At 68.8% G+C, this 25,723-nt stretch carries 24 protein-coding genes; 18 read left to right on the top strand and 6 right to left on the bottom strand.

What is annotated here, in order from left to right:
* The first annotated feature begins 37 nt into the window (after positions 1-37).
* From HH110_RS14190 to HH110_RS14160, 7 genes are all read left to right on the top strand, one after another.
* Complete coding sequence (locus HH110_RS14190; protein ID WP_241696586.1) at positions 38-595, top strand: YceI family protein; 558 nt, start codon at positions 38-40, stop codon at positions 593-595.
* Positions 592-2,658, top strand: a complete 2,067-nt coding sequence (locus tag HH110_RS14185; RefSeq protein ID WP_176990256.1) for a phospholipase D-like domain-containing protein — start codon at positions 592-594, stop codon at positions 2,656-2,658. Before HH110_RS14190 ends, HH110_RS14185 begins: the two co-directional genes overlap by 4 nt.
* Positions 2,659-2,684: 26 nt before the next feature.
* Entirely contained in the window at positions 2,685-3,122 is a 438-nt protein-coding gene (locus HH110_RS14180; RefSeq protein WP_176990255.1) for a hotdog fold thioesterase, read from the top strand.
* A 180-nt stretch (positions 3,123-3,302) separates the two neighbouring features.
* Positions 3,303-4,094 (top strand): 1-acyl-sn-glycerol-3-phosphate acyltransferase, encoded by a 792-nt coding sequence (locus tag HH110_RS14175; protein WP_176990254.1) that lies wholly within the window; start codon positions 3,303-3,305, stop codon positions 4,092-4,094.
* A 57-nt stretch (positions 4,095-4,151) separates the two neighbouring features.
* Positions 4,152-5,147, top strand: coding sequence for a YheT family hydrolase (locus tag HH110_RS14170; RefSeq protein WP_176990310.1), 996 nt, complete (start codon positions 4,152-4,154; stop codon positions 5,145-5,147).
* 61 nt (positions 5,148-5,208) lie between these two features.
* Complete coding sequence (locus tag HH110_RS14165; protein ID WP_176990253.1) at positions 5,209-7,278, top strand: tetratricopeptide repeat protein; 2,070 nt, start codon at positions 5,209-5,211, stop codon at positions 7,276-7,278.
* A 10-nt stretch (positions 7,279-7,288) separates the two neighbouring features.
* Positions 7,289-7,900 (top strand): YbhB/YbcL family Raf kinase inhibitor-like protein, encoded by a 612-nt coding sequence (locus HH110_RS14160; protein ID WP_176990252.1) that lies wholly within the window; start codon positions 7,289-7,291, stop codon positions 7,898-7,900.
* Between the two features lie 205 nt (positions 7,901-8,105).
* On the opposite strand, the gene HH110_RS14155 is transcribed toward HH110_RS14160, so the two are convergent.
* The gene (locus tag HH110_RS14155; protein ID WP_176990251.1) at positions 8,106-8,930 is read right to left on the bottom strand and encodes an META and DUF4377 domain-containing protein; all 825 of its coding nucleotides are present in this window, start codon (positions 8,928-8,930) and stop codon (positions 8,106-8,108) included.
* Between the two features lie 71 nt (positions 8,931-9,001).
* A complete protein-coding gene (locus HH110_RS14150; protein ID WP_176990250.1) occupies positions 9,002-9,796 on the bottom strand; it encodes an undecaprenyl-diphosphate phosphatase in 795 nt (264 codons plus the stop codon).
* A gap of 223 nt (positions 9,797-10,019) precedes the next feature.
* Here HH110_RS14150 and glnA point away from each other — a divergent pair, with 223 nt between their 5' ends.
* The 10 genes from glnA to HH110_RS14100 all read left to right on the top strand — a co-directional run bounded on the left by glnA (position 10,020) and on the right by HH110_RS14100 (position 19,987).
* Positions 10,020-11,429 (top strand): type I glutamate--ammonia ligase, encoded by a 1,410-nt coding sequence (glnA, locus tag HH110_RS14145; RefSeq protein WP_019184908.1) that lies wholly within the window; start codon positions 10,020-10,022, stop codon positions 11,427-11,429.
* A gap of 365 nt (positions 11,430-11,794) precedes the next feature.
* Positions 11,795-12,133, top strand: a complete 339-nt coding sequence (locus HH110_RS14140; protein ID WP_019184907.1) for a P-II family nitrogen regulator — start codon at positions 11,795-11,797, stop codon at positions 12,131-12,133.
* A gap of 18 nt (positions 12,134-12,151) precedes the next feature.
* On the top strand, positions 12,152-13,585 hold the full coding sequence (locus HH110_RS14135) for an ammonium transporter (protein WP_176990249.1): 1,434 nt from the start codon (positions 12,152-12,154) through the stop codon (positions 13,583-13,585).
* A gap of 162 nt (positions 13,586-13,747) precedes the next feature.
* A complete protein-coding gene (locus HH110_RS14130; RefSeq protein ID WP_176990248.1) occupies positions 13,748-14,497 on the top strand; it encodes an N-acetylmuramoyl-L-alanine amidase in 750 nt (249 codons plus the stop codon).
* Positions 14,494-15,669, top strand: coding sequence for a murein transglycosylase A (locus tag HH110_RS14125; protein WP_176990247.1), 1,176 nt, complete (start codon positions 14,494-14,496; stop codon positions 15,667-15,669). Before HH110_RS14130 ends, HH110_RS14125 begins: the two co-directional genes overlap by 4 nt.
* 61 nt (positions 15,670-15,730) lie before the next feature.
* A complete protein-coding gene (locus HH110_RS14120) occupies positions 15,731-16,081 on the top strand; it encodes a VOC family protein (RefSeq protein ID WP_176990246.1) in 351 nt (116 codons plus the stop codon).
* A gap of 54 nt (positions 16,082-16,135) precedes the next feature.
* Positions 16,136-17,194, top strand: coding sequence for a nitrogen regulation protein NR(II) (locus tag HH110_RS14115; RefSeq protein ID WP_176990245.1), 1,059 nt, complete (start codon positions 16,136-16,138; stop codon positions 17,192-17,194).
* A complete protein-coding gene (gene ntrC, locus HH110_RS14110) occupies positions 17,187-18,638 on the top strand; it encodes a nitrogen regulation protein NR(I) (RefSeq protein ID WP_176990244.1) in 1,452 nt (483 codons plus the stop codon). Before HH110_RS14115 ends, ntrC begins: the two co-directional genes overlap by 8 nt.
* Before the next feature lie 93 nt (positions 18,639-18,731).
* Complete coding sequence (locus HH110_RS14105) at positions 18,732-19,298, top strand: superoxide dismutase family protein (RefSeq protein WP_176990243.1); 567 nt, start codon at positions 18,732-18,734, stop codon at positions 19,296-19,298.
* Between the two features lie 53 nt (positions 19,299-19,351).
* The gene (locus HH110_RS14100; protein ID WP_176990242.1) at positions 19,352-19,987 is read left to right on the top strand and encodes a superoxide dismutase family protein; all 636 of its coding nucleotides are present in this window, start codon (positions 19,352-19,354) and stop codon (positions 19,985-19,987) included.
* 104 nt (positions 19,988-20,091) lie between these two features.
* On the opposite strand, the gene HH110_RS14095 is transcribed toward HH110_RS14100, so the two are convergent.
* A complete protein-coding gene (locus HH110_RS14095; protein ID WP_176990241.1) occupies positions 20,092-20,979 on the bottom strand; it encodes a hypothetical protein in 888 nt (295 codons plus the stop codon).
* Between the two features lie 92 nt (positions 20,980-21,071).
* Between HH110_RS14095 and HH110_RS14090 the strand changes: the two genes are divergently transcribed.
* Entirely contained in the window at positions 21,072-22,367 is a 1,296-nt protein-coding gene (locus HH110_RS14090; RefSeq protein WP_176990240.1) for an acetyl-CoA C-acetyltransferase, read from the top strand.
* Positions 22,368-22,467: 100 nt separating this feature from the next.
* On the opposite strand, the gene HH110_RS14085 is transcribed toward HH110_RS14090, so the two are convergent.
* The 3 genes from HH110_RS14085 to HH110_RS14075 form a co-directional block, all read right to left on the bottom strand.
* Entirely contained in the window at positions 22,468-23,832 is a 1,365-nt protein-coding gene (locus HH110_RS14085) for a heme biosynthesis protein HemY (protein ID WP_176990239.1), read from the bottom strand.
* Positions 23,833-23,835: 3 nt separating this feature from the next.
* The gene (locus tag HH110_RS14080; RefSeq protein WP_176990238.1) at positions 23,836-24,813 is read right to left on the bottom strand and encodes a uroporphyrinogen-III C-methyltransferase; all 978 of its coding nucleotides are present in this window, start codon (positions 24,811-24,813) and stop codon (positions 23,836-23,838) included.
* Between the two features lie 108 nt (positions 24,814-24,921).
* Entirely contained in the window at positions 24,922-25,698 is a 777-nt protein-coding gene (locus HH110_RS14075; protein ID WP_176990237.1) for a uroporphyrinogen-III synthase, read from the bottom strand.
* Between the last annotated feature and the right edge of the window lie 25 nt (positions 25,699-25,723).

Genomic DNA, 25,723 nt, shown 5'->3' with positions numbered 1-25,723 from the left:
GTGGGCAGTCCGCGCGGCGTGGTTCGGGCTGCTGTTGATGGCAGGGGCGGTGCATGCCGCCCCGCCGTCGTCGGTACCGGCGCCGACCAGCCATGCCCTGGCCTTCGATACGGCCAGTTCGCGCTTCGGGTTTGAGATCCGGACGCGGCTGGGACAGCGCATGGAGGGGGTCTTTCCCCGCTTCGAAGGCAATATCGAGGTGCTCTCCGACGGTCGCCACCAGGTGCACCTGCGGATGTTCACCCGCTATGTGGAGATTCCCGGCAAGCCGCGCTATACCGGCTGGATGCGCGGCGAGGAGTTCTTCGACTCGGCCCGCTACCCGGTGGTCGAGTTCGACTCGCTGCCGTACTGGCCCGAGGTGGTGGAGAAGGGCGGCAGCATCGAGGGCCGCCTGATCCTGCGCGGGGTCAGCCACCCGGAGACCCTGCGGGTCGAACCGCCGGCGTGTGCCCGGGCCGGGTATGATTGCGATGTGGTCAGCCGCGGTACCGTCCAGCGTGGCCGGTATGGAATGGACAGCTGGCAGCTTGCCCTGAGTGATCGAGTGACTTTTGTATTGCGTGCGCGTCTGAGCGAGGCGCCGAAACCGTGAACCCATTGCTGCGTCTGTTGGTGCTGGCAACGCTGTTGCTGGGCAGCGGCTGTGCCTCGCTGTCCAACGCCGAGCGCGACCGCGCGGCCGGCATCGCCGTGCAGGCGCGCTCGACCGTGGTCGACTGCGACCAACCGGACCGCTGCGCGCTGGATTCACCGCTGCGCGCCCTGGGCGGCCGCGCGTTCGCCGAATCCCGGCCGGACCAGCCGCGGCATTACGCCACCATCCTGGACGAGGGCGAGGTATCCCTGGTCGCGCGGCTGAACCTGATCCGCAGCGCCACCCGCAGCATCGACCTGCAGACCTACATCTTCGACAAGGACGACAGCGCCCGGCTGGTCCTGGACGAACTGCAGGCGGCCGCCCGCCGCGGGGTCAAGGTACGGGTGCTGATCGACCAGCTCTCGGCGATCTCCGATCTGGAGATCCTCGGCGCCCTGTCCGGCAGCCATGCCAACTTCGCGCTGCGGGTCTACAACCCGACCTTCGGCAAGGCCCGCCTGAACTACTTCGATTACGCCGCCAGCGTGGTGTGCTGCTTCCGCCGCTTCAACCAGCGCATGCACAACAAGCTGCTGGTGGTGGACGACGCACTCGGCGTGGTCGGCGGACGCAACTACCAGGACGACTATTACGACTGGGACAGCGAATACAACTTCCGCGACCGCGATGTGATCGTGGCCGGCCCGGAAGTGCGCGAGATGGCCGCCAACTTCGATGCGTTCTGGCGCGCGCCGCGCAGCGTGCCGGCCGAGCGTCTCAACGATGTCGGGCGCACGCTGCTCCGCCAGGGCGTTCCGGCCATGCCGCCGGCCGACTTCCGGCGGCCGGAGCGGGTCGAGCGGGTCAGCGAAGAGGCCGACGATCCCGAGTTCGTGCGCCGCACGTTCGTGGATACCGCCCTGCCGGTGGCCTCGGTGCAGTACGTCGCCGATCTGCCGCGCAAGCATCGCCGCGAACGCGCCAGCCAGCCGGCCAACGGCCAGCACGTGACCGAGCCGCAGCTGGACGCGCTGATCGCCAGCGCGCAGTCCGAAGTGCTGCTGCAGACCCCGTATCTGGTGTTGTCCAAGCCGGCGCAGCGCCTGTTCCGCGACCTGCGCAAGCGCGAGCACGCACCGCGCGTGGTGGTGTCGACGAACAGCCTGGCCGCCACCGACAACCCGATCGTCTACGCGCTCTCCTACAAGTACAAGCGTCGCAACCTGCGCGAGCTGGGCTTCAACATCTACGAGTTCAAGCCGTTCCCGCTGGACGCGCCGGTGGATTACCGCAATCTGCTGCCCGCCCCGCTGGGAACCGAGGTGCCGGCGTCGCAGGGCAAGCGCAGCAGCCTGCTCGGTGGCAGCGCGGCCGGCAGCAATGCGCGCGGCAGCGGTACTGCCGATGGTCGCCGCGGCCGCGATGCCGGCAGCGATGCGGACAGTGCCAGCGACGCCCGCGTCACGCGCCAGCCCACGCCGGGTCCGTCCGCGCGCCGGCGTACCGATGGCAGCGTGGTCGAGCGCCGCGTGCTGCGTGCCGAAACCCGGCCCTCGTTCCTGGGCACCAAGGCGGTCAACAAACCGCTGCCGGTCACCCGCAAGGGCGCGCGCATGGGCCTGCATGCCAAGTCGATGGTGGTGGATCGCCGCATCGGCGTGATCGGCACGCACAACTTCGATCCGCGCAGCGAGAACTACAACACCGAAGGCGCGGTGATCATCGATGACCCCGTGTTCGCCGAAGCGCTGGCGCAGAGCATCCTGCGTGACATCCATCCGCAGAACTCCTGGGTGGTCGCGCCGCGGGCCAAGCCGCCGGTGCTGTCCGGCCTGAACTACAGCGTCGGCAAGGCCTCCGAAGCGCTGCCGGTGCTCGATTTCTGGCCGTGGCGCTACGCCACCGATTACGAATTCCAGCCGGGGCCCGAGTGCCCGGACCCGCTCAAGCGGCAGGACCCGGCCTTCCACACCTGCTATGTGGCCGTCGGGGACTTCCCCGAGGTCAACGTCGGGCCGAAGTGGCTGCTGGTGCGCATGCTCACCGCCTTCGGCGCCGGGCTGGTCCCGATTCTGTAAGTCTGCAACCCCCACGGAGAAGCTGCATGTCCCAGGTATTCCGCGAAGCGGTGTCGATCGAAGCCCTCAACGATCTCGGCCGCAACACGCTCATCGAGCATCTGGGCATCACGTTCACCGCCGCCGGCGAGGACTGGATCAGCGCGACCATGCCGGTCGACCCGCGTACCCGCCAGCCTTACGGCATCCTGCACGGCGGCGCCTCGGTGGTGCTGGCGGAAACCCTCGGCAGCAGCGCCGGCAATCTGTGCGTGGATACCACGCAGCAGGTCTGCGTGGGGCTGGAAATCAATGCCAACCACATCCGCGCCGTGCGCGCCGGCACCGTCACCGGCACCGCGCGTGCGGTGCATGTCGGGCGCAGCACCCAGGTCTGGGACATCCGCATCGAGGACGAGGCCGGCAAGCTGGTCTGCACCTCGCGGCTGACCCTGGCGGTGGTACCGGCCGTGCGCCCGGGCTGATCGCGCACATGGCACGGATGCTGTGTTGCGCGACCCACGACAGTGCGCCGGCGCATGTCGGACGGCCGTTGTGCCGCCGCTGGCCGTTGGCTTGATCGCTTGCGGCGGCTGGCGTGCGCACGCCATCGATTTGTCCGGATTCCGCTGGCAGAGCCTGCGGCGCTCGGGTATCGTTCGCGGATGAATTCCCCCACTCCGGCCTCACGTGGCGGCGTGGCGCGTGTGTGCCGTTACCTGTACCGCGTACCGCTGCTGCTGGTCCACCTGTTGCTGTTCCTGCCGATGCTGCTGATCGCCATGCTGCCGCTGTGGGCGCGCGTGCGCGTGGGCGAGCGCACGCTCGAGCATGCGGCGGTGAACGTCTGGTCGGCCGGCCTGATGTGGATCTTCGGGTTCCGCCTGCACCGGATCGGCACGCCGCTGCCGGGTGCGGTGCTGTTCGTGGCCAACCACGTGAGCTGGGTCGACATCTCGATGCTGCACAGCCAGCGCATGATGGGCTTCGTGGCCAAGCAGGAGATCGCCGGCTGGCCGGTGGTCGGGTGGCTGGCCGCGCGCGGGCAGACCATTTTCCACCAGCGCGGCAGCACCGAATCGCTGGGCGGCGTGATGCAGGAAATGGTCGTGCGCCTGCGCGAGGGCAAGGCAGTGGGTGTGTTCCCGGAAGGGCGTACCCGCGGCGGCCATGAAGTGGGCCCGTTCCATGCGCGCATTTTCCAGGCCGCGGTCGAGACCCAGGTGCCGATCCAGCCGGTGGCGTTGCGCTATGGCTGGCGCGGTGATGCGCAGACCATTGTCGCCTTCGGCCCGAAAGAGAGCTTTTTCGCCAACTTCCTGCGTCTGCTGGGAGAGCCGGCACGGCGGGCCGAGGTGCACTTCCTCGCGCCCATTGATACCCATGATCTGGAAGGCCGTCGCCGCATCGCGGAAACCTCGCGTGCGCGCATCCTGGCGGCCATGTCCGCCGAGTAAGCCGGCGGTGTTCCTTCACGCGCCAGCGTCGCAGCCGGGAGCAGGCTCGCGCCCATGTTGACCGCTGCCGACTATCAACCGCCGCGTTGGCTGCGCAATCCGCACCTGCAGTCGATGCTCAGCTCCAGCCGGATGCGCATGCAGCGCGGCCTGGTGCTGCTTGCGGCCACCGGCGCGCACACCGACGAACTCATCCTCGATGGTGGCGAAGGCGTCCGCCTGCAGGGCTGGCACAGCTATATCCAGGGACGCCAGCCGATCGGCATGGCGCTGCTGCTGCATGGCTGGGAAGGCAGTGCCGAATCCAGCTACATGCGCATGACCGCCGCGCGGCTGCTGGAGGAGGGCTACGACGTGGTCCGGCTGAACTTCCGCGACCACGGCAACACCCATCACCTCAATCCCGGCATCTTCCACTCCAACCGCATCGATGAAGTGGTGCAGGCCGCCGGCGACATCGCCCGCCGCTGGCCCGAGCTGCCGCTGGTCGCGGCCGGCTACTCGCTGGGTGGGAACTTCGTGCTGCGCCTGGCACTGCGCGCGCCCTCGGCCGGCGTGCCGCTGCGCCGCGTGGCCTCGGTCTGCCCGGTGCTGGACCCGGCGATCACGATGGAGAGCATCGAGAACGGCCCGGCGATGTACGACTGGTACTTCCGGCGCAAATGGGCCGGCTCGCTGCGCCGCAAGCGCGATCTGTTCCCCGAGCTGAGCGACTGGGACGACCGCGTGCTGAAGCTGGACATCCGTGCGCTGACCGCCTGGCTGGTCGAGCACCACACCGAGTTCGGCTCGCTGCAGGCCTACTTCGACGGGTACTCGATCGCCGGCGACCGGCTGGCCGGGCTGCAGGTGCCGGCCGACATCCTGATGGCGCAGGACGATCCGGTCATCCCCTTCGCCACCTTCAACGGCTGGCGCCTGCCGGCCCACGCCCACCTGGAAATCGCCCCCTGGGGCGGCCACTGCGGCTTCCTGGAGAACTGGCGCGGCGATGGCTTCTCCGAGCGCTGGGTGGCCCAGCGACTGCGGATCGAGGCAAATACGCCCGCCTGAGCGACCGCCCAGGCCGGCCGGCCCCGCTACAATCGGGGTTTGCCCTCGAGTTCGGACCGTCATGCAAGACCAGATTCTCCAAGCCCTGCGCCGCAATGCGGTGGACGATGCCGTGCAGCTGGCGCGCGAGTGGACCACGGCCGAGCCGGAGCAGCCGCAGGCGCACCGCTGGCTGTCGCTGTCGCTGCAGCAGCAGGGCCAGTTCGACGACGCGCTGGCCAGTCTGCAGCAGGCGCTGACGCTGGCGCCGGACAATGCCGACCTGCACCTGCAGCAGGCCGGCCTGCTGCTGGCCCTGCGCCAGTTCGATGCGGCCGGCTCGGCGCTGGACCGCACCGCCGAACTCAACCCCAATGAACTGTCCGCCTACGTGATCCAGGCGCATCTGGCGCTGGCCCGCAACGATGTGGAGGAAGCCGAGCGGCTGACCCGCATGGCCACCCGCGTGGACGAAGAGCACCCGGAACTGGCCGCGCTCTCGGGCATGGTCGCGCTGCGCCGGGGCGAGGTGGATCGCGCGCTGGCCCTGCTGTCGGCCGCCAGCGAAGCCCTGCCGGGCGATTCGCGGGTGCTGTACGCGCTCGGCTTCGCCTACATGGGCAAGGACATGCTGGCCTTCGCCGAGCAGGCGTTCCGCCGCGTGCTGGAGTTGAACCCGAGCGTCACCTCGCTGCAGGGCCTGATCGTGCAGCTGGCCCTGCGCCAGGGCCATGTGGATGTGGCCGCGGAGATGATGCGCCAGGTGCTGGCCACGCCGGCCGGTGACACCCCGGCGATGCGCCGCCTGGCCGGCGAGCTGGAGCTGCAGGCCGGGCAGCCGCTGCAGGCGCTGGAGCATCTGCTGCCGGTGCTGACCCAATGGCCGTCCGATCGCCACACGCTGCAGCTGCTGCTGATGGCCTGGCAGCGCCTGGGTCGCGAAGAGCAGGCCCGCGAGACCCTCGATGCGACCCTGGCCGATCACCCCGAGGTGCACGACCTGTGGATGGCGCGCCTGACCGTCGAGCCGGTGGGGGGCCCCGAAGCGGTAGCCGTCGGCGAGCGCTGGCTGCAGGCCATGCCCGAGCACCTGCCGGCGCTGGAAACGCGCCTGCGCCTGCACGACATGAACGATGAAGATGACGCGGCCGAAGCGATCGCCGAGCGGATCGTGACGCTTGAGCCGGGCCGCGTCAGTGGCGAAGCGCGCCTGGTCGAAGGCCTGCTGAAGCGCGATCCGTCCGCTGCGATCGCGCGCGTGCAGGCCCTGCACGATGGCGCACCCGAGGCGGCCAGGCCATCGCTGCGCGCGTGGCTGGGCTCGATCCAGGACCGTGCCGGCCAGTACCGCGATGCCGTCCGCACGTGGGTGGATCTGCACGCGGCCGACGCACCGCAGCGCCTGCCGCTGCCGCCGCAGGCCAAGGCGCCGCTGAGCTGGCCGGAGCTGGCAACGGTGCCGGAGGACAATACCCTCGCGCCGATCTTCGTGTGGGGCGCCCCGGGCTCGGGCGTGGAGCGCGTAATCGCCGCCCTGGCCGCCGCCAGCCCGGTGGTCCGCGGCGATCGCTTCGGTGCGACGCCGCCCAATGATGCCTTCCAGAGCTATCACACGCTGCAGGACCTTTCGACCGGCACGCTGACGCCGGAGGCGCTGGTCGCGCGGTGGCGCGAGCAGCTGCCTGCACGCGGGATCAACAGTGGCGCCGTGATCGACTGGCTGCTGTGGTGGGACAACGCATTGTTGTGGGCGCTGCGTCCGCAGCTGCCGGAAGGCCGCCTGATCGTCGCCCTGCGCGATCCGCGCGACATGCTGCTGGAATGGATCGCCTTCGGCGCACCGGCGCCGTTCGCGGTGAACTCGGTGCACGAAGCCGCCGAGTGGCTGGCGCGCTCGCTGGCCCAGATCGCGACGCTGCACGAGCAGGATCTGTACCCGAACGCACTGGTGCGCATCGATGACATCGGGCACGACGCGCAGGCGATGGCCCAGTACCTGGGCAACCTGTTCGGCATGCGCTTCCCGCCGGCGGCGACGCTGGGCCCGGCCCGGATGGCCCCCGGCCATTGGCGCGATTACCGCGATGAGATGGGCCCCGCGTTCGCATTGCTGACCTCGGTCGCGGTGCGCCTGGGCTACCCGGAAGAGTGAGGAGAGACACATGCACCTGAGCAGCGACAGCATCACCAACGGCCAGCCGATTCCCGCCACGTTCGCGGCGGGCAATGCCGAGGGCTTCGCACCCAACCGCAATCCGCAGCTGGCCTGGCACGACGTGCCGGCCGGCACCCGGTCGTTCGCGCTGCTGTGCATCGATCCGGACGTGCCGACCGTGCCGGATACGGTCGGCCGCCAGGATTGCACGGTGCCGCGCGACCAGCCGCGTGCGCACTTCACCCATTGGGCGATGGCCGATATCCCGGCCGACGTGCGCGCGCTGGCCGCCGGCAGCTGCAGCGACGGTTTCACGGTGCGCGGCAAGACCCAGCCGGCGGGCCCGGCGGGCAGCCGCCAGGGATTGAATGATTTCACCGGCTGGTTTGCCGGAAACCCGGACATGGCCGGCCAGTACCTGGGCTATGACGGCCCGTATCCGCCGTTCAACGACGAGCGCGTGCACCGTTATTTCTTCCGCGTGTTCGCGCTGGACGTGGCGCAGCTGGCGCTGCCGACCCCGTTCACCGGGGCGGACGTGCTGCGCGCCATGCACGGGCACGTGCTGGCCGAAGCATCGCTGCATGGCACCTATACGTTGAACCCGGCGTTGGCGTGATTCCCCGGTGGGTGCCGGGAATTGGTCGGCGTTACATCCGGTAGGTAACGACCGTTGGTCGGTACTGCGCTATCGGGAGCCGGCCAGCGGCCGGCACTACATCCGGTAGGTACCGACCGTTGGCCGGTACTGCGCTATCGGGAGCCGGCCAGCGGCCGGCACTACAGAATGGAGAAGGGCGGCCGGTGGCCGCCCTTCTGCTTTCTTATTTCTTCTCGTTCGCGGACTCGACCACCATGTCCAGCACATACGCGTTGGACGAGGCATCGGCCGGCGGGTTGGCGATCTTGTAGCGCTTCACGCGCACCACGTTGCGCACGCCGTCTTCGTGGGTATACCCCTCGATGACATCGTAGAAGTTCTCCCACTCGCCCGGCTCGCCCTCCTTGATGCCGTTGGCGTCGTAGCGGATTTCGCGGGTCTGCAGGCACTGCTTGTCGCGGATCATCGGGTGCGGGCACGGTTTCGTCTGCGCGGCCACTTCCAGGAACACGGTCTCGCCTTCGCCGCCGTAGCGGGTTTCCGCGGTCGGCTCAGGGGTGAACACCAGCACATCGCCCTTGGCGGTACGCAGGGTCAGCTGGCCGGCATCGCCCAGTTCGGTCTTCAGCGCGCCTTCCAGACGGCTGCCGACGGCCTGGTCCAGCGCCATCAGGTTCTTGTCGGTGCAGGCCATCATGGTCGACGCCATCGGCGAGATCGTCAGCGAACCATCGGCCAGCGTGTAGCCGCCGCCCATGCGGTTGCAGGTGTTGCTGATCGCGATGCGGTCACCTTGGAAATCCAGCGTGACCGGCTTGTCGGCGCGCGCGAACAGGGCATCGATGCGCTTGCCGCTGGCATCGGTGGCCGAATCCAGGCGCCAATGGCTGCCCTGCAGGCGCTGCACGTCCAGACGGGCCACGGCGGCCTGGTCGGCGGCGGCGGTCGGCGCCGGGGCGAGGTCATCGCGGCCGGCCGGCGCGGTCGAGGGGTTGCTGCAGGCGGCCATCAGGGCCAGCGGCAGGATCAGCATCAGGGTGCGTTTCATGTACATCTCCTTGGGAACCTGGGGAAAAACGCCGGTGCCACCACAACGGGGTTACGCCGGCGCCGGGCTGTTCAGTTGCCAGCCGGCAACCAGAGCAGCAATGCCGCGCCCAGTGCGATGCGGTAAATCGCGAACGCAGTGAACCGGTGCGACTTGATGTAGCCCAGCAACCACTTCACTACGACGAAGCCGGTGACGACCGCGGCAAGGAAGGCCACGCCGACATCGGTCCAGTTCTCGCTGGCGAGCTTGCCGTCCTTGGCCAGTTCCAGGAAGGCATAGCCGCTGGCGGCGAACATGGTCGGGATACCCACCAGGAACACGAACTCGGTGGCCTTCGCGCGTCGGCTCAGGCCGAACAGCATCGCGATGAAGATCGCCGCCGCCGAACGCGAGGTGCCGGGAAACACGCCCGCCACCACCTGTGCCACACCCACCAGGACCGCGACCTTCCAGGTCACTTCATCGCGTTCGGGCAGGCGCGCGGTGTAGGCCTCCACCAGGATCATCCAGAGGCCGCCGATGATCAGTGCCCAGGCCACCGGGGTGACCGTCTCGGGCAGTTCCCAGCCGGCCAGGCGGACCGGCAGGCCGACCACGGCCGTCACCAGGAACGCGGTGCCGAGCTTGAGCACGTAATCGCGGTTGGCGCGCTCGTGCAGGCCGGTCGCCAGGGCCCACAGCCGCTGCCGGAACACCAGCGTGATCGCCAGGATCGCGCCGGCCTGGATGATGATGTTGAAGAAGTCCGAGCGTGCGCCCAACCAGTGCTGGGCGATCAGCAGGTGGCCGGTGCTGGAGATCGGCAGGAATTCGGTGAGGCCTTCAAGAATGCCCAGAAGGAGGGCGGAGAGCAGGTCGGACATCGGGAGTGCTGGGGCTCGGAATGGGTGAAATCGGGAGGCAGCATAAAACATCCGCGTCCCGCACCAAATGTGTGCATGGTGCAGGGCGTGCACTACTTTGGTGCGGGCGGGCGCCCACCGGGTCGTCGATGAGCCCAGTGAAATCAAGGGTTTGTGAAGTCTGAAAAGTTGGCACGGGGATTGCTCTATCCACTCAGGCAATCACCCATCTGAGGTTTCACCGATGTCCGTGGAAAATGTTGAGAAGCTGATCAAGGACAACCAGATCGAGTTCGTCGACCTGCGTTTCGTCGATATGCGTGGTATCGAGCAGCACGTCACCTTCCCGGTCAGCATCGTGGAGCCGTCGCTGTTCGAAGAAGGCAAGATGTTCGATGGCAGCTCGATCGCCGGCTGGAAGGGCATCAACGAATCGGACATGGTCCTGCTGCCGGACCCGTCCAGTGCCTACATCGACCCGTTCTACGCCGATCCGACCCTGGTCATCAGCTGCGACATCCTCGATCCGGCCACCATGCAGCCGTATGGCCGCTGCCCGCGCGGCATCGCCAAGCGCGCCGAGGCCTACCTGAAGTCCTCCGGCATCGCCGAGCAGGCCTTCTTCGGCCCGGAGCCGGAGTTCTTCATCTTCGATTCGGTCCGCTTCGCCAACGACATGGGCCACACCTTCTTCAAGATCGATTCCGAAGAAGCGGCCTGGAGCACCGGTGACAAGTACGACGGCGCCAACAGCGGCTACCGTCCCGCGGTGAAGGGCGGCTACTTCCCGGTCCCGCCGACCGACTCGCTGCACGACCTGCGCGCGGAAATGTGCAAGACGCTGGAACAGGTCGGCATCGAAGTGGAAGTGCAGCACCACGAAGTGGCCACCGCCGGCCAGTGCGAGATCGGCACCAAGTTCAGCACCCTGGTGCAGAAGGCCGATGAACTGCTGCGCATGAAGCACGTGATCAAGAACGTCGCCCACCGCAACGGCAAGACCGCCACCTTCATGCCTAAGCCGCTGGTCGGCGACAACGGCAGCGGCATGCACGTGCACCAGTCGCTCTCCAAGGGTGGCACCAACCTGTTCTCCGGTGACGGCTACGGCGGCCTGAGCCAGCTGGCGCTGTGGTACATCGGCGGCATCTTCAAGCACGCCAAGGCCATCAACGCCTTCGCCAACTCCGGCACCAACAGCTACAAGCGCCTGGTCCCGGGCTTCGAAGCCCCGGTGATGCTGGCCTACTCGGCCCGCAACCGCTCCGCCTCGTGCCGCATTCCGTGGGTGTCCAACCCGAAGGCGCGCCGCATCGAAATGCGCTTCCCCGATCCGATCCAGTCCGGCTACCTGACCTTCACCGTGCTGATGATGGCCGGCCTGGACGGCATCAAGAACCAGATCGACCCGGGCGCGCCGAGCGACAAGGATCTGTACGACCTGCCGCCGGAAGAAGAGAAGCTGATCCCGCAGGTCTGCTCCTCGCTGGACCAGGCCCTGGAAGCGCTCGACAAGGACCGCGAGTTCCTCAAGGCCGGTGGCGTGATGAGCGACGACTTCATCGACGGCTACATCGCGCTGAAGATGCAGGAAGTCACCAAGTTCCGCGCGGCGACCCACCCGCTCGAGTACCAGATGTACTACGCGAACTGAGCAATGGGTGACGATGACGAAGGATTTCCCTCCCACCCTTCGTCATCGTCGCCACCTTTTGCAACCGGGGCCGGGGCGGCCTGCAACGCGCCCCGCACCGCGGTTCAACGGGACAGTGGTAGATGCGCTGCGGCTGGGGAGCCGTGACGCAGGCAGTACGCACCACCAGGGGCAAGAGAGACCGGACGCGTGTCATGGGCCCTTCCTCCCTCCCGCGTCACCGCTGGCGTCGCCCTCCGGGCGTCGGCAACGGCGTGGCCCATGCAACGTTCGGCGCAACGACCGGCGGCCATGTGCAAGTGGCCGCCGGTTGACCTGACATCGGCCCCACGCGGGCCGGTTCCATCCACCATCGGGATATGCGCATGAAACTGATCTCCGCCATCATCCGGCCGTTCAAGCTCGACGAGGTCCGCGAGGCCCTCTCCGACGCTGGCGTGTCGGGCATCACCGTGACCGAAGTCAAAGGCTTCGGGCGCCAGAAGGGCCACACCGAGTTGTATCGCGGCGCGGAGTACGTCGTGGATTTCCTGCCGAAGATCAAGATCGAGACCGTCGTGACCGACGATCGCCTGGAGGCCGTGGTCGAGGCCATCCAGACCGCGGCCGGCACCGGCAAGATCGGCGACGGCAAGATCTTTGTCACCGCGGTCGAACAGGTCGTCCGCATCCGCACCGGCGAAATCGGCGCTGACGCGCTCTAACCCCACTCGGAGCCCACAATGAAGACCTCTTTGTTCACCGGGTGGCAAGCCCGGTTCCATGCCGTGTGCCTGATGATGCTGCTCAGCGCGCTGGCCGTTGGTGCCTTCTCCAGCAGTGCGCATGCCCAGGCCCAGGTCACCCCCGTGCCGTCGGAAACGGTCGCGGTCGAGCCGCTGCCGGCCACGCCGGAGGCCACGGCTGCCCCGGTCGCCGAAGCCGCCGCTGCACCCACCTTCGACCACGGCGACGTGGCCTGGATGCTCACCTCCACCCTGCTGGTGCTGTTGATGGTGGTGCCGGGCCTGGCGCTGTTCTATGGCGGTCTGGTGCGCTCCAAGAACGTGCTCTCCATCCTCAGCCAGATTCTGGTGGTGTTCTCGCTGGTGCTGATGCTGTGGGTGGCCTACGGCTACAGCGCGGTGTTCAGTGAAGGCAACGCGTTCTTCGGCTCGTTCACCCAGTTCGCCTTCCTCAAGGGCTTCGGGCCGGATACCGTCGGCAACACGCCGATCGCCGGCCTGCCGGACTATCTGTTCGTCGCCTTCCAGTCCACCTTCGCCGGCATCACCACCGCACTGATCGTCGGTGCCTTTGCCGAGCGCATCAAGTTCAAGGCGGTGCTGCTGTTCTCGGCCCTGTGGTTCACCCTGAGCTACATCCCGATGGCGCACATCGTGTGGGGCGGCGGTTACCTGGCCGAGCTCGGCGCGATCGATTTCGCCGGTGGCACCGTGGTCCACATCAATGCCGGCGTGGCCGGCCTGGTGGGCGCGTACTTCGTCGGCAAGCGCATCGGCTACGGCCAGACCGCACTGAAGCCGCACAACGTGCCGTTCACCTATATCGGCGCGATGCTGCTGTGGGTGGGCTGGTTCGGCTTCAACGCCGGCTCGGCCGCCGCCGCCGACACCGTCGCCTCGCTGGCCTTCATCAACACCATCCTCGCCACGGCCGCCGCGGTGCTGGGCTGGACCCTGGTCGAAGCGGTCAGCAAGGGCAAGCCGTCCGCGCTGGGCGCTGCTTCCGGCGCCGTGGCCGGCCTGGTCGGCATCACCCCGGCCTGCGGCACCGTGGGCCCGCTGGGCGCGATCGTGATCGGCCTGGTCGCCGGCGTGGTCTGCGTCTGGGGCGTCACCGGCCTCAAGCGCCTGCTCAAGGTCGATGACACCGCCGACGTCTTCGGTGTGCACGGCATCGGCGGCATCGTCGGTGCGCTGCTCACCGGTGTGTTCAGCGCGCAATCGCTGGGCGGCACCAAGGCCGACCTGGACATCGGCCACCAGGTCTGGGTGCAGCTGGTCAGCGTCGGCTTCACCATCGTCTGGTGCGCCGTGGCCACCGTGCTGATCCTGCTGGTGGTGCGCATGGTGTTCGGCCTGCGCGTCACCGAAGAAGCAGAGCGCACCGGCCTGGATGTCACCTCGCACGGCGAGTCGGCCTACGAGGCCTGAGCCGCGCGATACCGCATTAGAAACGAGAGAGAGATGCTTCACCTTCGCCGGCGGCCTTCGGGTCGCCGGCTTTTTTATCGGGCTGCTTTCAACGACGTCCGCGCACACTGCCGATTCACGCCGCGTCCGGCAACCGCGCGCCAGATCACGCACAATGCGGTCATGCGCCAGATCCGCTTCCTGCTTCCGCTGCTCGCCTGCCTGCTGTTCGCTGCCTGCGCCAGTACCGGGGTCCGCAGTCCGCTCGCCACCTGGGTGCCGTCGCCGAACCACAACGCGCGCGCGCCAGTGGTGATCGTGCTGCACCACACCGATCAGCACTCCGTGCAGGAGAGCCTGGACACGCTGCGCAGCGCCAACAGCGGCGGCAAGGTCAGCTCCCACTATCTGGTCGGGGCCGATGGCCACCTCTACCAGCTGGTCGGCGATGACCGCCGCGCGTGGCATGCCGGTCCCGGGCGCTGGGGCACGATCACCGATCTCAACTCGGCCTCGATCGGCATCGAGATCGACAACGACGGCGATACGCCGTTCGCGCCGGCGCAGATCGCCGCCCTGATCCGCCTGCTGGAGGACCTGTGCACGCGCCTGCGCATCCCACCCAGCCAGATCATCGCGCATGCCGACCTGGCGCCGTCGCGCAAGCAGGATCCCAGTCGTTTCTTCCCGTGGCAGACCCTGGCCGAAGCCGGCTTCGGCGTATGGCCGCGCGCAGCCGATGGCCCGGCCCCGCCCGGCTTCGATGCCTGGCTGGCGCTGCAGGCGTTCGGCTATCCGATGGACGACCGGGCTGCCGCGGTCGGTGCCTTCCATCGCCGCTTCCGCGGCCGTGACGATCTCCCCGCAGATCTCGATGCCGAAGACGCCCGCATCCTGCACTCGCTGCTGCTGCAACAGGAACGCCGCCCATGAAGTTCACGCCCCTCCGCCCCGCTCTCAAGCACACCGCGCTGTTGGGCGTGGGGTTGGCGCTGTTGAGTGCCTGCGCGGTCGCGCCGCAGCGCCCCGCATCACAAGCGGCTGTGCAAACCAGCACTTACGCGAAGGCAAATTGGAACGCATTGCCTGCCGTCGCAGACGCCGATCTGCAGGCTGGCTTCGCGGCCTGGCGCAGTGCCTGCCCGCGCCTGAAGACGGAGGCCAACTGGGCATCCACCTGCGCCGCAGCGGCCAATGTCGCCACCACGCCGGCCGCCATCCGCCAGTTCCTGCAGGCGAATCTCGACGTCTATGCCCTGCGCGCCGGTGGCAGCCGGTCGGACGGATTGATCACCGGCTACTACGAGCCGATCTATGCCGGCAGCGTCACCCGTACCGCCAAGGCATCGGTGCCGGTGTACGGCGTGCCGGGCGACATGGTCAGCGTCCAGCTCGACAGCCTCTACCCCGAACTCAAGGGCAAGCGCCTGCGCGGCCGCGTCGAGGGGCGCGTGCTCAAGCCGTATGACGATGCCGCGCAGATCGCCGCGAACGGCGTCAAAGCACCGGTGCTGGCCTGGCTCACCAGCCCGATGGACCTGCAGTTCCTGCAGATCCAGGGCTCGGGACGCGTGCAGCTGGCCGACGGCCGCCAGCTTCGGGTCGCCTACGCCGACCAGAACGGTCATCCCTATCGCCCGATCGGCCGCTGGCTGGTGGAGCAGGGCGAGCTGAAGCAGGCCGACGTGAGCATGGCCGCCATCCGCGCCTGGGCCGATGCCCATCCCGCACGCGTGCCCGAGCTGCTGGCCAGCAACCCGAGCTATGTGTTCTTCACCCGCGGCCCCGACAGTGACGACGGCCCGCGCGGCTCGTTGAACGTGCCGCTGACCGCCGGCTACAGCGTCGCCGTCGACCGCAACGTGGTGCCGCTGGGCAGCCTGCTGTGGCTGTCCACCACGCGCCCGGACGGCACTGCGCTGGTGCGCCCGGTCGCCGCGCAGGATACCGGCGGTGCCATCACCGGCGAGGTCCGCGCGGACCTGTTCTGGGGCACTGGCGATGCTGCCGGCGAGCTGGCCGGGCACATGAAGCAGAAGGGCACGATCTGGATGTTGTGGCCGAAGGGCGTGGCGTTGCCGAAGGCGCCGGTCACGGCGAACTGACGACGCGCGGATCTGGTGGAGGCGGGTATACGTGCGGTTGTTGCAGCGCCCGGGAGGACTCATGAAAGTCAAACGCATCATCGCCAACATCGCCGCGTCCGATCCGGCCGCCGCGGACAGTTTCTATCGGGACATCCTCGGCCTGGAGCTGGTCATGGATCACGGCTGGATCCGCACCTATGCGGGATCCGCGGATATGACTGTCCAGGTGAGTGTGGCGTCCGAAGGCGGCTCCGGTACCGTCGTGCCTGATCTCTCCATCGAGGTCGACGATCTGGACGAAGTGCTTCGTCGGGTGCACGCGGCCAACCTCCCCATCGCCTATGGCCCAGCCAGCGAACCGTGGGGCGTGCGTCGGTTCTACCTTCGCGATCCGTTGGGCCGGCTGGTCAACATCCTGCAGCATGCGTGAGCGAGGCAGGAAACCGGGATCAACAGGCCTGCCGTTTTGCACTACATTGGTGCAATGACCACCGCGCTACCGCCCCCCGCCCTCGACGCCCTCGGCACCCCGGTCGCCTGGGCCGATGCCAGCGGCCGCCTGGTGGGCTGCAATCCCGCCTTCGCGCGCTGGCTGGGGGTGAGCGTGCGGCGCCTGCTGGGCCAGCCGCTGGCCTCGCTGGAGGCACAGGGCGACGCGTTGGCCCACTTCCTGGCCCGTGACGAGCGCGACACCCTGCGACTGCACCGGCTGGCCCTGGCGCTGCCGGGCGATGCGCCACGCTTTGCCGAAGGGTGGCTGAGCCGCTGGGACGAGGGTGGCTGGCTGCTGGAGGCGCATCCGGTCGACGAATTCCCGGGGCTGGATCCCACCCAGGCGCTGCCCAGCGCGCTCAGTGCCGCGCTCAAGGGCCTGGCGCACGAGCTGCGCAATCCGCTGGCCGGGTTGAAGGGCGCAGCCCAGCTGCTGGCACGCCGCAACGCGCAGCGTGATCCGGATGAGCGTGAACTGATCGAGCTGATCGGCTCGGAGATCGAACGTCTCAACGGCCTGCTCGAGCAGCTGCTGTCACCGGCACCGGCCGCGCCGCATGCACCACTCAACATCCATGCCTCGCTGGAGCGCGTGCTGCGCCTGGCCGAGAGCGAGGGTGGCTGGGCCGTCCGGATGCAGCGCGATTACGACCCCAGCATTCCCGAGTTCGATGGCGACGCCGACCGCCTCACCCAGGCGGTGTGGAACCTGGTCCGCAATGCGATCCAGGCCGGTGCCGGCACGGTCACCCTGCGCACGCGGGTGGAGCACGGCGTACGCATCACCGATCAGCTGCACCCGCTGGCGCTGCGGCTGGAAATCGCCGATGACGGCCGTGGCGTGCCCGAAGACCTGGCCGAGCATCTGTTCCTGCCGCTGGTCAGTGGTCGCGCCGAGGGCACCGGGCTGGGCTTGGCACTGGCCCAGCAGGTGGCGCGCGAGCACCGCGGCACCCTGACCTACCGCTCGCGCCCGGGCCACACTGTATTCACCGTGCTCCTGCCGATCGGGCAGGGCACCCCCGCCGAGGACACCGCCGCCCATGGCTGACCAGGTCGATACCACCGCCCAGCGCGTCTGGGTGGTCGACGATGACCGCGCGGTGCGCTTCGTGCTGTGCACCGCGCTGCGCGAGGCCGGCTACCGTGTCGAAGGCTTCGACGGCGCTGCCGCGGCGCTGGCGATGCTCGCCGATCAGCCGCCACCGGACCTGCTGTTCACCGATGTGCGCATGCCCGGCGATGATGGGCTGGTGCTGCTGGACAAGCTCAAGACGGCGCATCCACAGCTGCCGGTGATCGTGATGTCGGCCTACACCGACGTGGCCAGCACGGCCGGTGCCTTCCGCGGCGGTGCGCAGGAGTTCCTGTCCAAGCCCTTCGATCTGGACGATGCGGTCGCCCTGGCGCAGCGCGTGCTGCCGGCCCCGGATGTGCCCCTGGCCGAGCCGAGCGAGACCGCCAGCGCCACGCCGCCGGACCAGCGCCCGCAGCTGGTCGGCGATACGCCGGCGATGCGTGCGCTGTTCCGGGCGATCGGGCGCTTGGCGCAGGCGCCGCTGTCGGTGCTGATCAATGGCGAGACCGGCACCGGCAAGGAGCTGGTCGCGCATGCACTGCACCACGAATCGCCGCGCGTGCAGGGGCCGTTCGTCGCACTCAATACCGCGGCCATTCCGTCCGAACTGCTGGAAAGCGAACTGTTCGGCCACGAAGCCGGCGCATTCACCGGGGCGCAGCGCCGCCACATCGGCCGCTTCGAGCAGGCCAATGGCGGCACGCTGTTCCTCGATGAAATCGGCGACATGCCGTTACCGCTGCAGACGCGCCTGCTGCGCGTGCTGGCCGAGGGTGAGTTCTTCCGTGTCGGCGGACGCGAGCTGATCCGCGTCGATGTGCGCGTGATCGCCGCGACCCACCAGGACCTGGAAAGCCTGGTCGCGCAGGGGCGCTTCCGCGCTGACTTGCTGCATCGGCTGGATGTCGTTCGGCTGCGGCTGCCGCCACTGCGCGAGCGTCGCGACGATATCGCCCAGCTCGCCGAGACCTTCCTTGCGGCTGCCTCACACAAACTGGACACGTCCCCCAAGCGGCTGACCGCGGCGGCGCTGCAGGCACTGCGCGAACACGATTGGCCGGGCAACGTGCGTGAGCTGGAGAATGTGTGCTGGCGCATGGCCGCGCTCGCAGCGGCCGACAGCATCGGTGTGGCCGACGTCGACAGCGCGCTGCATCGGGGCGCGGGTGCGCCGCGCTCGCGCAGCGCCGGCGATCCGGGCCAGTGGGAAACGCTGCTGTCGGCGTGGGCGCGCCAGCGGCTGGCCGAAGGCGCCGAAGGCCTACACGCACAGGTGCGTGAGCGCGTGGACCACGCACTGCTCGAGGCCGCGCTGCAGATCACCCATGGTCGCCGTGCCGAGGCCGCCGCGCGGCTGGGCATGGGCCGCAACACCCTCACCCGCAAGCTCGGCGCCGGGCGCCGCCGCGGCGGATGAACCGCATGTCCACACCGCGTGTGCGCCGTGTCCCGGCCACTTTCATGGCCTGTGGACGAGCGCACCGTTAGTTTGCAACCAAGGAGTCTTCCCATGCGCAGTTCCCCTGTCGTCCTCGCTGCGGTGATCGCGGTCGGCCTCGCCGCCTGCGGCAGCACGCCGCCGCCGCGCCCCGTGGCACCCGTCGTGCCGGTGGTCAGCACCGCGCAGATGGCCGAAGCCAATCTGTCGCCGGCCTCGGCCAGCCTGGTCAGCGGGCGCCTTGCGCTGGTCCCGGACACGCGCGGCGTGCATATCACCGGCGTCATCGGCGGCCTGCAGCCACTGCAGGTGGCCGGGTTCCATGTGCATGAGCGCGGCGACTGCAGTGCGGTCGATGCGAGCAGCGCCGGTGCGCATTTCAATCCGTCCGGCCAGCCGCACGGCCGCAACAGTGCCGGTGCGCATCACGCCGGTGACATGGACAACCTGCGTGCCGACGCGCAGGGTCGCGTCAACGTCGACATCCGCCTGCCAGCGGTTACTCTTGGCGGCGGCGCAGCCACCGATATCGCCGGACGTGCACTGATCGTGCATGCCAACGCCGACGATTACCGCAGCCAACCCGCCGGCAACGCCGGCGCCAGAATCGCCTGCGGCGTCATCCGGGTCGTGCGCTGATCGCGCAGTCCCCCGACGTCGCTTCTTCCAACGCTACCCGCAAGGAGATCCACATGCGCCTGATCCATACCTCGTTGTTCGCTGCCATCGCCGCGCTCGGCCTGACCGCCTGCAACAAGCCGGCCGACACGACCCCGGAAGCCACCCCGGCCGCTGAAGCCACCGCGGCCCAGCCGACGGCCGAAGCGACCCCGGAAGCCCCGCCGGCAATGACCAGCGAAGCCCATGCCAACCACACCGCCAGCGCCGATCTCGCCGCCACCCAGGGCAACGACGTCAAGGGCAACGTGACCTTCAGCATCGTCGACGGCAAGGTCCACGTGAAGGGCCAGGTCAGCGGCCTGAAGCCCAACAGCGAGCATGGCTTCCACATCCATGAGAAGGGCGACTGCAGCGCGCCGGACGGCGCCAGCGCCGGCGGCCACTTCAACCCGGGCAAGGAAGACCACGGCAGCGTTGCCACCGCACCGCACCACGGCGGTGACATGCCCAACATCAAGGCCGACGCCCAGGGCAATGCCGTGGTCGACGCTCCGGTCTCGACCAACGTCAACATCGGCAAGGGCGATGACTTCGACATCATCGGCCGCGGGCTGATCGTCCACGCCGACGCGGACGACTACAAGACCCAGCCGACCGGCAACGCCGGCGCGCGCCTGGCCTGCGCGGTCATCAAAGCGGCCCCGTAATCCGGGCCGTGGTTGACGAAAAAACGCCGGCATTCGCCGGCGTTTTTTTTTAAATAACGGGGACGGAGGTAGTTAAGCCGCCGGCTTAACTACCTCCGTCCCTATTAACGCGCCAGCAGCGCGCGCGCGTCCTGCCCGGCTTCGCAATGCACGAACAGCACCGGCAGTCCGTGGGCTTCCAGCACGGCGGCCATCTGCCGCTGGCGGATCAGGTACTGGTCGTAGATGGCCTGCAGGCGATCGCAGTCACCGGTGCCGTGGTTGTAGTACGCACACCAGCCGGCAGGGTCGAATAGCGCCATACGTACTTCGCCGTCAGCGTATCGAAGAAGCGGCTCCGGCGCGGCATCCAGCCACTCTTCCACGTGCGGTGCCATCAGCGCGGTTTCGATCAGCGGCCACAGGATCGCCAGGCCCTGGTTGTCGTACTGCATCGACATCATCGCGGCGAGATCGTTCACCGTGAAATAGCGCGCATGCTCGATCTGTGCGCCGAACGCGTTCTGCGCCTGCAGGGCGGTATCGGGCTGCGCCATGCCTTGGGCCAGCAGCACTTCTTCCAGTGCTTCGGCCACGGCCTGGGTCTGGGCGACTTCGGTGCCGGTCAGCAGGAACGGCACCACCCGCAGCCCGCCACCGGTGAGGGTGGCATCGGCCTGGAACGGCAGCGGCACATCGCCGTCGGCGCCGGCACCGAACGCCAGCACGCGCGGACCCTGGCTGCGGCCCGGGGCACGCATCTGCAGCTCTTCCAGGCGCCGGTGTACCGGCCAGCCCGGACGCAGCACTTCGGCCGGATCGAAATGGGCGCCGGCGAACACGAAGTCCAGCCCGCTGACGCCGGGCACCAGCTTGGCCAGATCGCGGCCGACACGTTCGGCCAGTTCACCAGCCTGTTCAGAGGACAGCGCGGCATGGCGCGGGGCGTCGCCGCCGGCCAGTTCCAATGCCAGTACGCCAATGGCATTCATGCCGTGGTCGGGTTTGCTCATGGTTTCACGGTTGGCCCATCACAGGGCGGCAGCTACACTTGGCCCCATTATGCCTGCTCCTTCGTGCAGGCCATGTTGCAGACACCCCTCCCATGCCAGGTATCTCCATGCCCAACGCCCGTCCCGTCGCCATCCTCGGCGGCGTCCGCATCCCGTTCTGTCGCCAGAACACGGCTTATTCGGACGTCGGCAACCTCGGTATGTCGGTACGCACGCTCGGGGCGCTGGTGGAGCGCTTCGGCCTGCACGGCCAGCAGCTGGGCGAAGTGGCGATGGGCGCGGTGATCAAGCACTCCAGCGACTGGAACCTGGGCCGCGAAGCGACGCTGTCCTCGGGCCTGTCCCCGCTGACCCCGGGCATCACCATGCAGCGTGCCTGCGGCACCTCGCTGGACACCATCATCGCGGTGGCCAACAAGATCGCGCTGGGCCAGATCGACTCGGGCATCGGCGGCGGCTCGGATACCACGTCCGACGTGCCGATCGTCTACGGCAAGAAGCTGCGCGCACGCCTGCTGGCCGCCAACCGCGCCAAGAGCACCGGCGACAAGCTCAAGGCGCTGACTCGGGGTTTCAAGCTGAGCGAACTCAAGCCGGAATTCCCGGGCGTGGCCGAGCCGCGCACCGGCAAGAGCATGGGGGATCACTGCGAGGACATGGCCAAGGAGTGGAACATCTCCCGCGATTCGCAGGACGAGTGGGCGGTGTCCTCGCACAAGAAGCTCGCCGCTGCTTACGAGCGCGGGTTCTTCAACGACCTGATCGCCCCGTTCCGCGGCGTGGAGCGCGACAACATCCTGCGTGCCGATACCTCGCTGGAAAAGCTGGCCACGCTGAAGCCGGCGTTCGACAAGGTTTCCGGCCGCGGCACGCTGACCGCGGCCAACTCGACCTCGCTCACCGATGGTGCCTCGGCGGTGCTGCTGGCCAGCGAAGACTGGGCACGCGCGCACGGCCACGAACCACTGGCGTATCTGCGTGATTCGCAGGTGGCTGCGGTTGATTTCGTGCACGGCGAAGGCCTGCTGATGGCGCCGACGATCGCCGTGCCGGAGATGCTCAAGCGCAACGGCCTGACCCTGCAGGATTTCGACATCTACGAAATCCACGAAGCGTTCGCCGCCCAGGTGCTGTGCACGCTGCGCGCGTGGGAAAGCGAAGACTATTGCCGCAACCGCCTCGGCCTGGATGCGCCGCTGGGCAGGATCGACCCGGCCAAGATCAACCCGCTGGGTTCGTCGCTGGCCACCGGCCACCCGTTCGCCGCCACCGGTGCCCGCGTGATCGCCACGGCGGCCAAGCAGCTGGCCGAGCGCGGCGGTGGCCGCGCGCTGGTCTCGATCTGCACCGCCGGCGGCATGGGCGTGGTGGCGATCGTCGAGCGCTGATCGCCGACGCAGGAAATGAAGAAGGCCGCCCAAGGGCGGCCTTCTTCGTTTCCGGGTAGATCCACGCCATGCGTGGATGTCCCAGATCCCGCGCCGCCTGTTACGGCAGGCGCGGATTGCCGAACTCGTCGCGTTCCACGTGCAGGCGATCTTCTTCGACGTGCATGCGACCCGGCTCCCCGTGCAGGCGATCCTGCAGCGGCGCCGGTTCGCCCATCAGCGACTGCTCTTCGATGGTGGCGCGCTCGGGCACGATCGGGTCCAGTGGGGTCGCGGTCGAGGCACGGGCCAGCGCCACGCTGTCATCGCCGCGCTGCTGGCGCAGGGCATTGGCGAAGCACTGCGAGGCCAGCGCGGTCTCGCCACGGTCGAGGAACACTTCGCCCAACGCTTCCCATGCGGCCGGGCCGGCACCGGCGGCGATCGCGCGATGCAGGTAATCCTCGGCCAGCGTGTGCTGACGCTGACGGGCGGCGATGCGACCCAGCGCCAGCAGCAATGCCGGGCTGGAAGGCTGCGTGGTCAACCAGCGCTGCAGGTTGGCCTGGCGGGTGGCCAGTTTCTCTACCGGCATCTGGCCGTAGAGGGTCACCACCGATTCGTCCCAGCGCGTGTCCAGTGCCTGTTCGAGGTTGAGCAGGGCCGGTTCGTCCCAGTCCAGGGCCACTGCGCGCAGCGCATAGGCGGAGACGACATCGGGATCGCTGCGCAATGCCTTCGGCGTGGCTTCCCACTGGGCGGCCAGCGCGTTGACGTCACCGGCTTCGAGCAGCGACTGCGCGGCCAGGCGGATTTCCAGTTCGGCCACGGCGGCATCGGGCAGCACTTTCTGCTTGCGCAGCGCGCCCAGCTGGCCATACGCCTCGTGCGCGCGATCGGCACGGGCCAGTGCTTCGGTCCGCAGCCACAGGCCGCGCGGCGGCAGCGGCTGGATCGCGGCCACGTCGAGCACGTTGATCGCATCGACCGGGCGTTCCTGGGCCAGCAGGCGTTCGGCCAGCAGCAGGGCATGGCTGGTGGCATCTTCGGTGGCCAGGCGCTGCAGGTACTGATTGACCGCAGCATCGTCATCGCGCGCCTGCGCACTGCGCACCGCGGTCACCATGGCGACCGCGCTCACTTCCTTGTCTTCAGCAGCACTGGTCAGCAGCTTTTCCGCACGCTGCCAGTGGCCATGTTCGTGCGCCTGCAGGCCTTCGGTCAGGCGGGCGCGGCCCTGCTTGCGGCGGTAGCGGCCCCACGCGCGGAACGGCGAGGCTAGCAGGCTCCACAGCAGCCACAGCACCAGCAGCCCGACCAGCACCATCAGGGCGACCTGCGGCACGGTGGAGCGGTAGTCGGTACCGCCGTAGCGGTAGATCACTTCACCGAACTGGCGCAGCTGCTCGGTGCCGAGCCACTGCGAGGCGATCACGCCCAGGGCCACGGCCAGCAGCAGGACCACTAGAGATTGAAACGGCTTCATCGATTAACTCCCAGTACGCATCGTGCGCAGTTGCTGCAGGGTGCTGCCCAGTTCGGGCAACGATGGACGCAGCTCACGGGCGCGTAGTTGGTGCAGTTCAGCACGACGCTCGCGCAGAGCAGGTGAATCCGGCCACAGCCGCGGCAGCCACAGCGCCACCCGGTCCAGCGCCTGGACGTAGCCGGCCTGGTCGCCGCGCTCCACGGCGGCGCGTGCCAGGGTCAGCTCCAGCTGCAGCGAATCCCAGGCGGCCACACGCTCGGCCTCGGTCAACGGGCCCTGCAGGCGGGTGGGGGTGATGGTCACGAACGGGGCGAGCACCTGGTGCCACCACGGCGTCACCGCGGTGGCGTCGACCGCTGCGTCGATCTGCTCGGGCAGCCCGGTCAGCGCAGCGGCAAACTGCGCCAGCGCGGCCTGCGCCTGGGCACGCGCGCCGGGGCCGAGGGCATCCACCGCGTTGCGCTCCTGCATCAGCGCCTGCCGCAGGTTCAGATATTCATTGCCCTGTACATCGTCCAGCGAGGTGGCCGCCAACGCGTACAAGCGCTTGGCCCCCTCGACGTCATCGGCATAGGCCAGCCGCTGCCCGGCCTGGCTCAGCAGCAACTCGGCCTCTTCCAGCTGCAGCGCCTGGGCGCCGTGGCGGGTGCTGTCGGCGAGCTTGGCCAGGTTCTCTTCGAGCAGGGCGTTGCGTTGGCTCAGGCCCAACATTTCATCGCGCAGCACGCGGTTGGTCGCAGCGGCATCCTGCACGCGCTGGGACGTCGAACGCTGGTCGCGGCGCAGTGCCTCGACGCTGTCCAGCAGGCCCTGCACCTGCCGCTGGGCGTTCTCCAGCCGCAACTGCTCCTGGGCTTGCCGCGCCTGCCACTGCGTCCAGCCCCATGCACCAGCCCCGACCAATACGGCCAGCGCCGCGATCGGTACGATCCAGCGCAAGGGGCGGCTCGAAGAGGAGGGCGAAACCGGGTCGTTCATACGGGCATCCTTGTCGCGCGCGCCGGGCAGTCCGCTGGCTGGCGAGCGACGTGGCGCACAGCATCGCCCGTCGCCCGAGCCCCCTGCAAGACCGCCCCGCCTCCCTGTTCAGGAAGATGCGGGCGGGATGAGCGCGGCGTGTGCAGCGGCGACCAGCTGCGCCGGCAACGGCCCGGCCGCGACATGGACCTGTCCGAAGCCGGCGGCCCGTGCCTGTACCGCCAGCCGCTCGCTGGCGGCCACCACGGTGGCGGCGCGCAGGGGCGCCTGCAGATCGTCGGGCAGCTGCGCCAGCAGCAGCGCCAGCGCCTCTCCGCTGCTCACCGCCAATGCCCAGGGAGCAACCGCGTGCCGCAGCCGCTGCAGCGTGCGCGGCGCGAAGGGCAACGGCCGGCGCGCATACACGTTGGCGCGCAGCAGCTGCGCGCCGCGCTGCTGCAGGGTGTCGGCGATGACACCGCGCCCGCCAGGTGCGGTCACCAGCCCGGCACGCAGGCCGCGCAGGTCCGCCAGGGCGGGCAGCGCCAACAGGCCTTCGCTGTCCATCCGTGCCGGCGCGGCGATGTCCAGTGCCCCCTGCCGGTGCAGTGCCGCCGCAGTGCCGGCGCCGACCGCAAGCCACTGCCCCGGGTGGGGCGCGGCGAGGTCCACCAGTCGCGCGGCGGCATGCACGGCGGCCGGACTGCTGAAGACGACCCGCTCGGCCGCCAGCGCAGCGGCGAGGTCGACGCAGGTGGCCGCATCCCTGCGTGCCTGCAGCGCCCACGGCGACAGCGCTATGACGGTTGCGCCGGTGCCCTTGGCCGCGCGCCGCAGCGGCGCATGCTGACCACGCGGGCGCAGCGAGATCAGGGTCCAGCGCGCGACTTTCGTTTCGGTGTTCATTGCGGGCATTATGCGAGCCCTTCGA

It is taken from the genome of Stenotrophomonas sp. SAM-B (assembly GCF_013387485.1).
GTDB lineage: Bacteria > Pseudomonadota > Gammaproteobacteria > Xanthomonadales > Xanthomonadaceae > Stenotrophomonas > Stenotrophomonas maltophilia_AA.
This window is presented reverse-complemented; position numbering and strand designations above follow the sequence as displayed.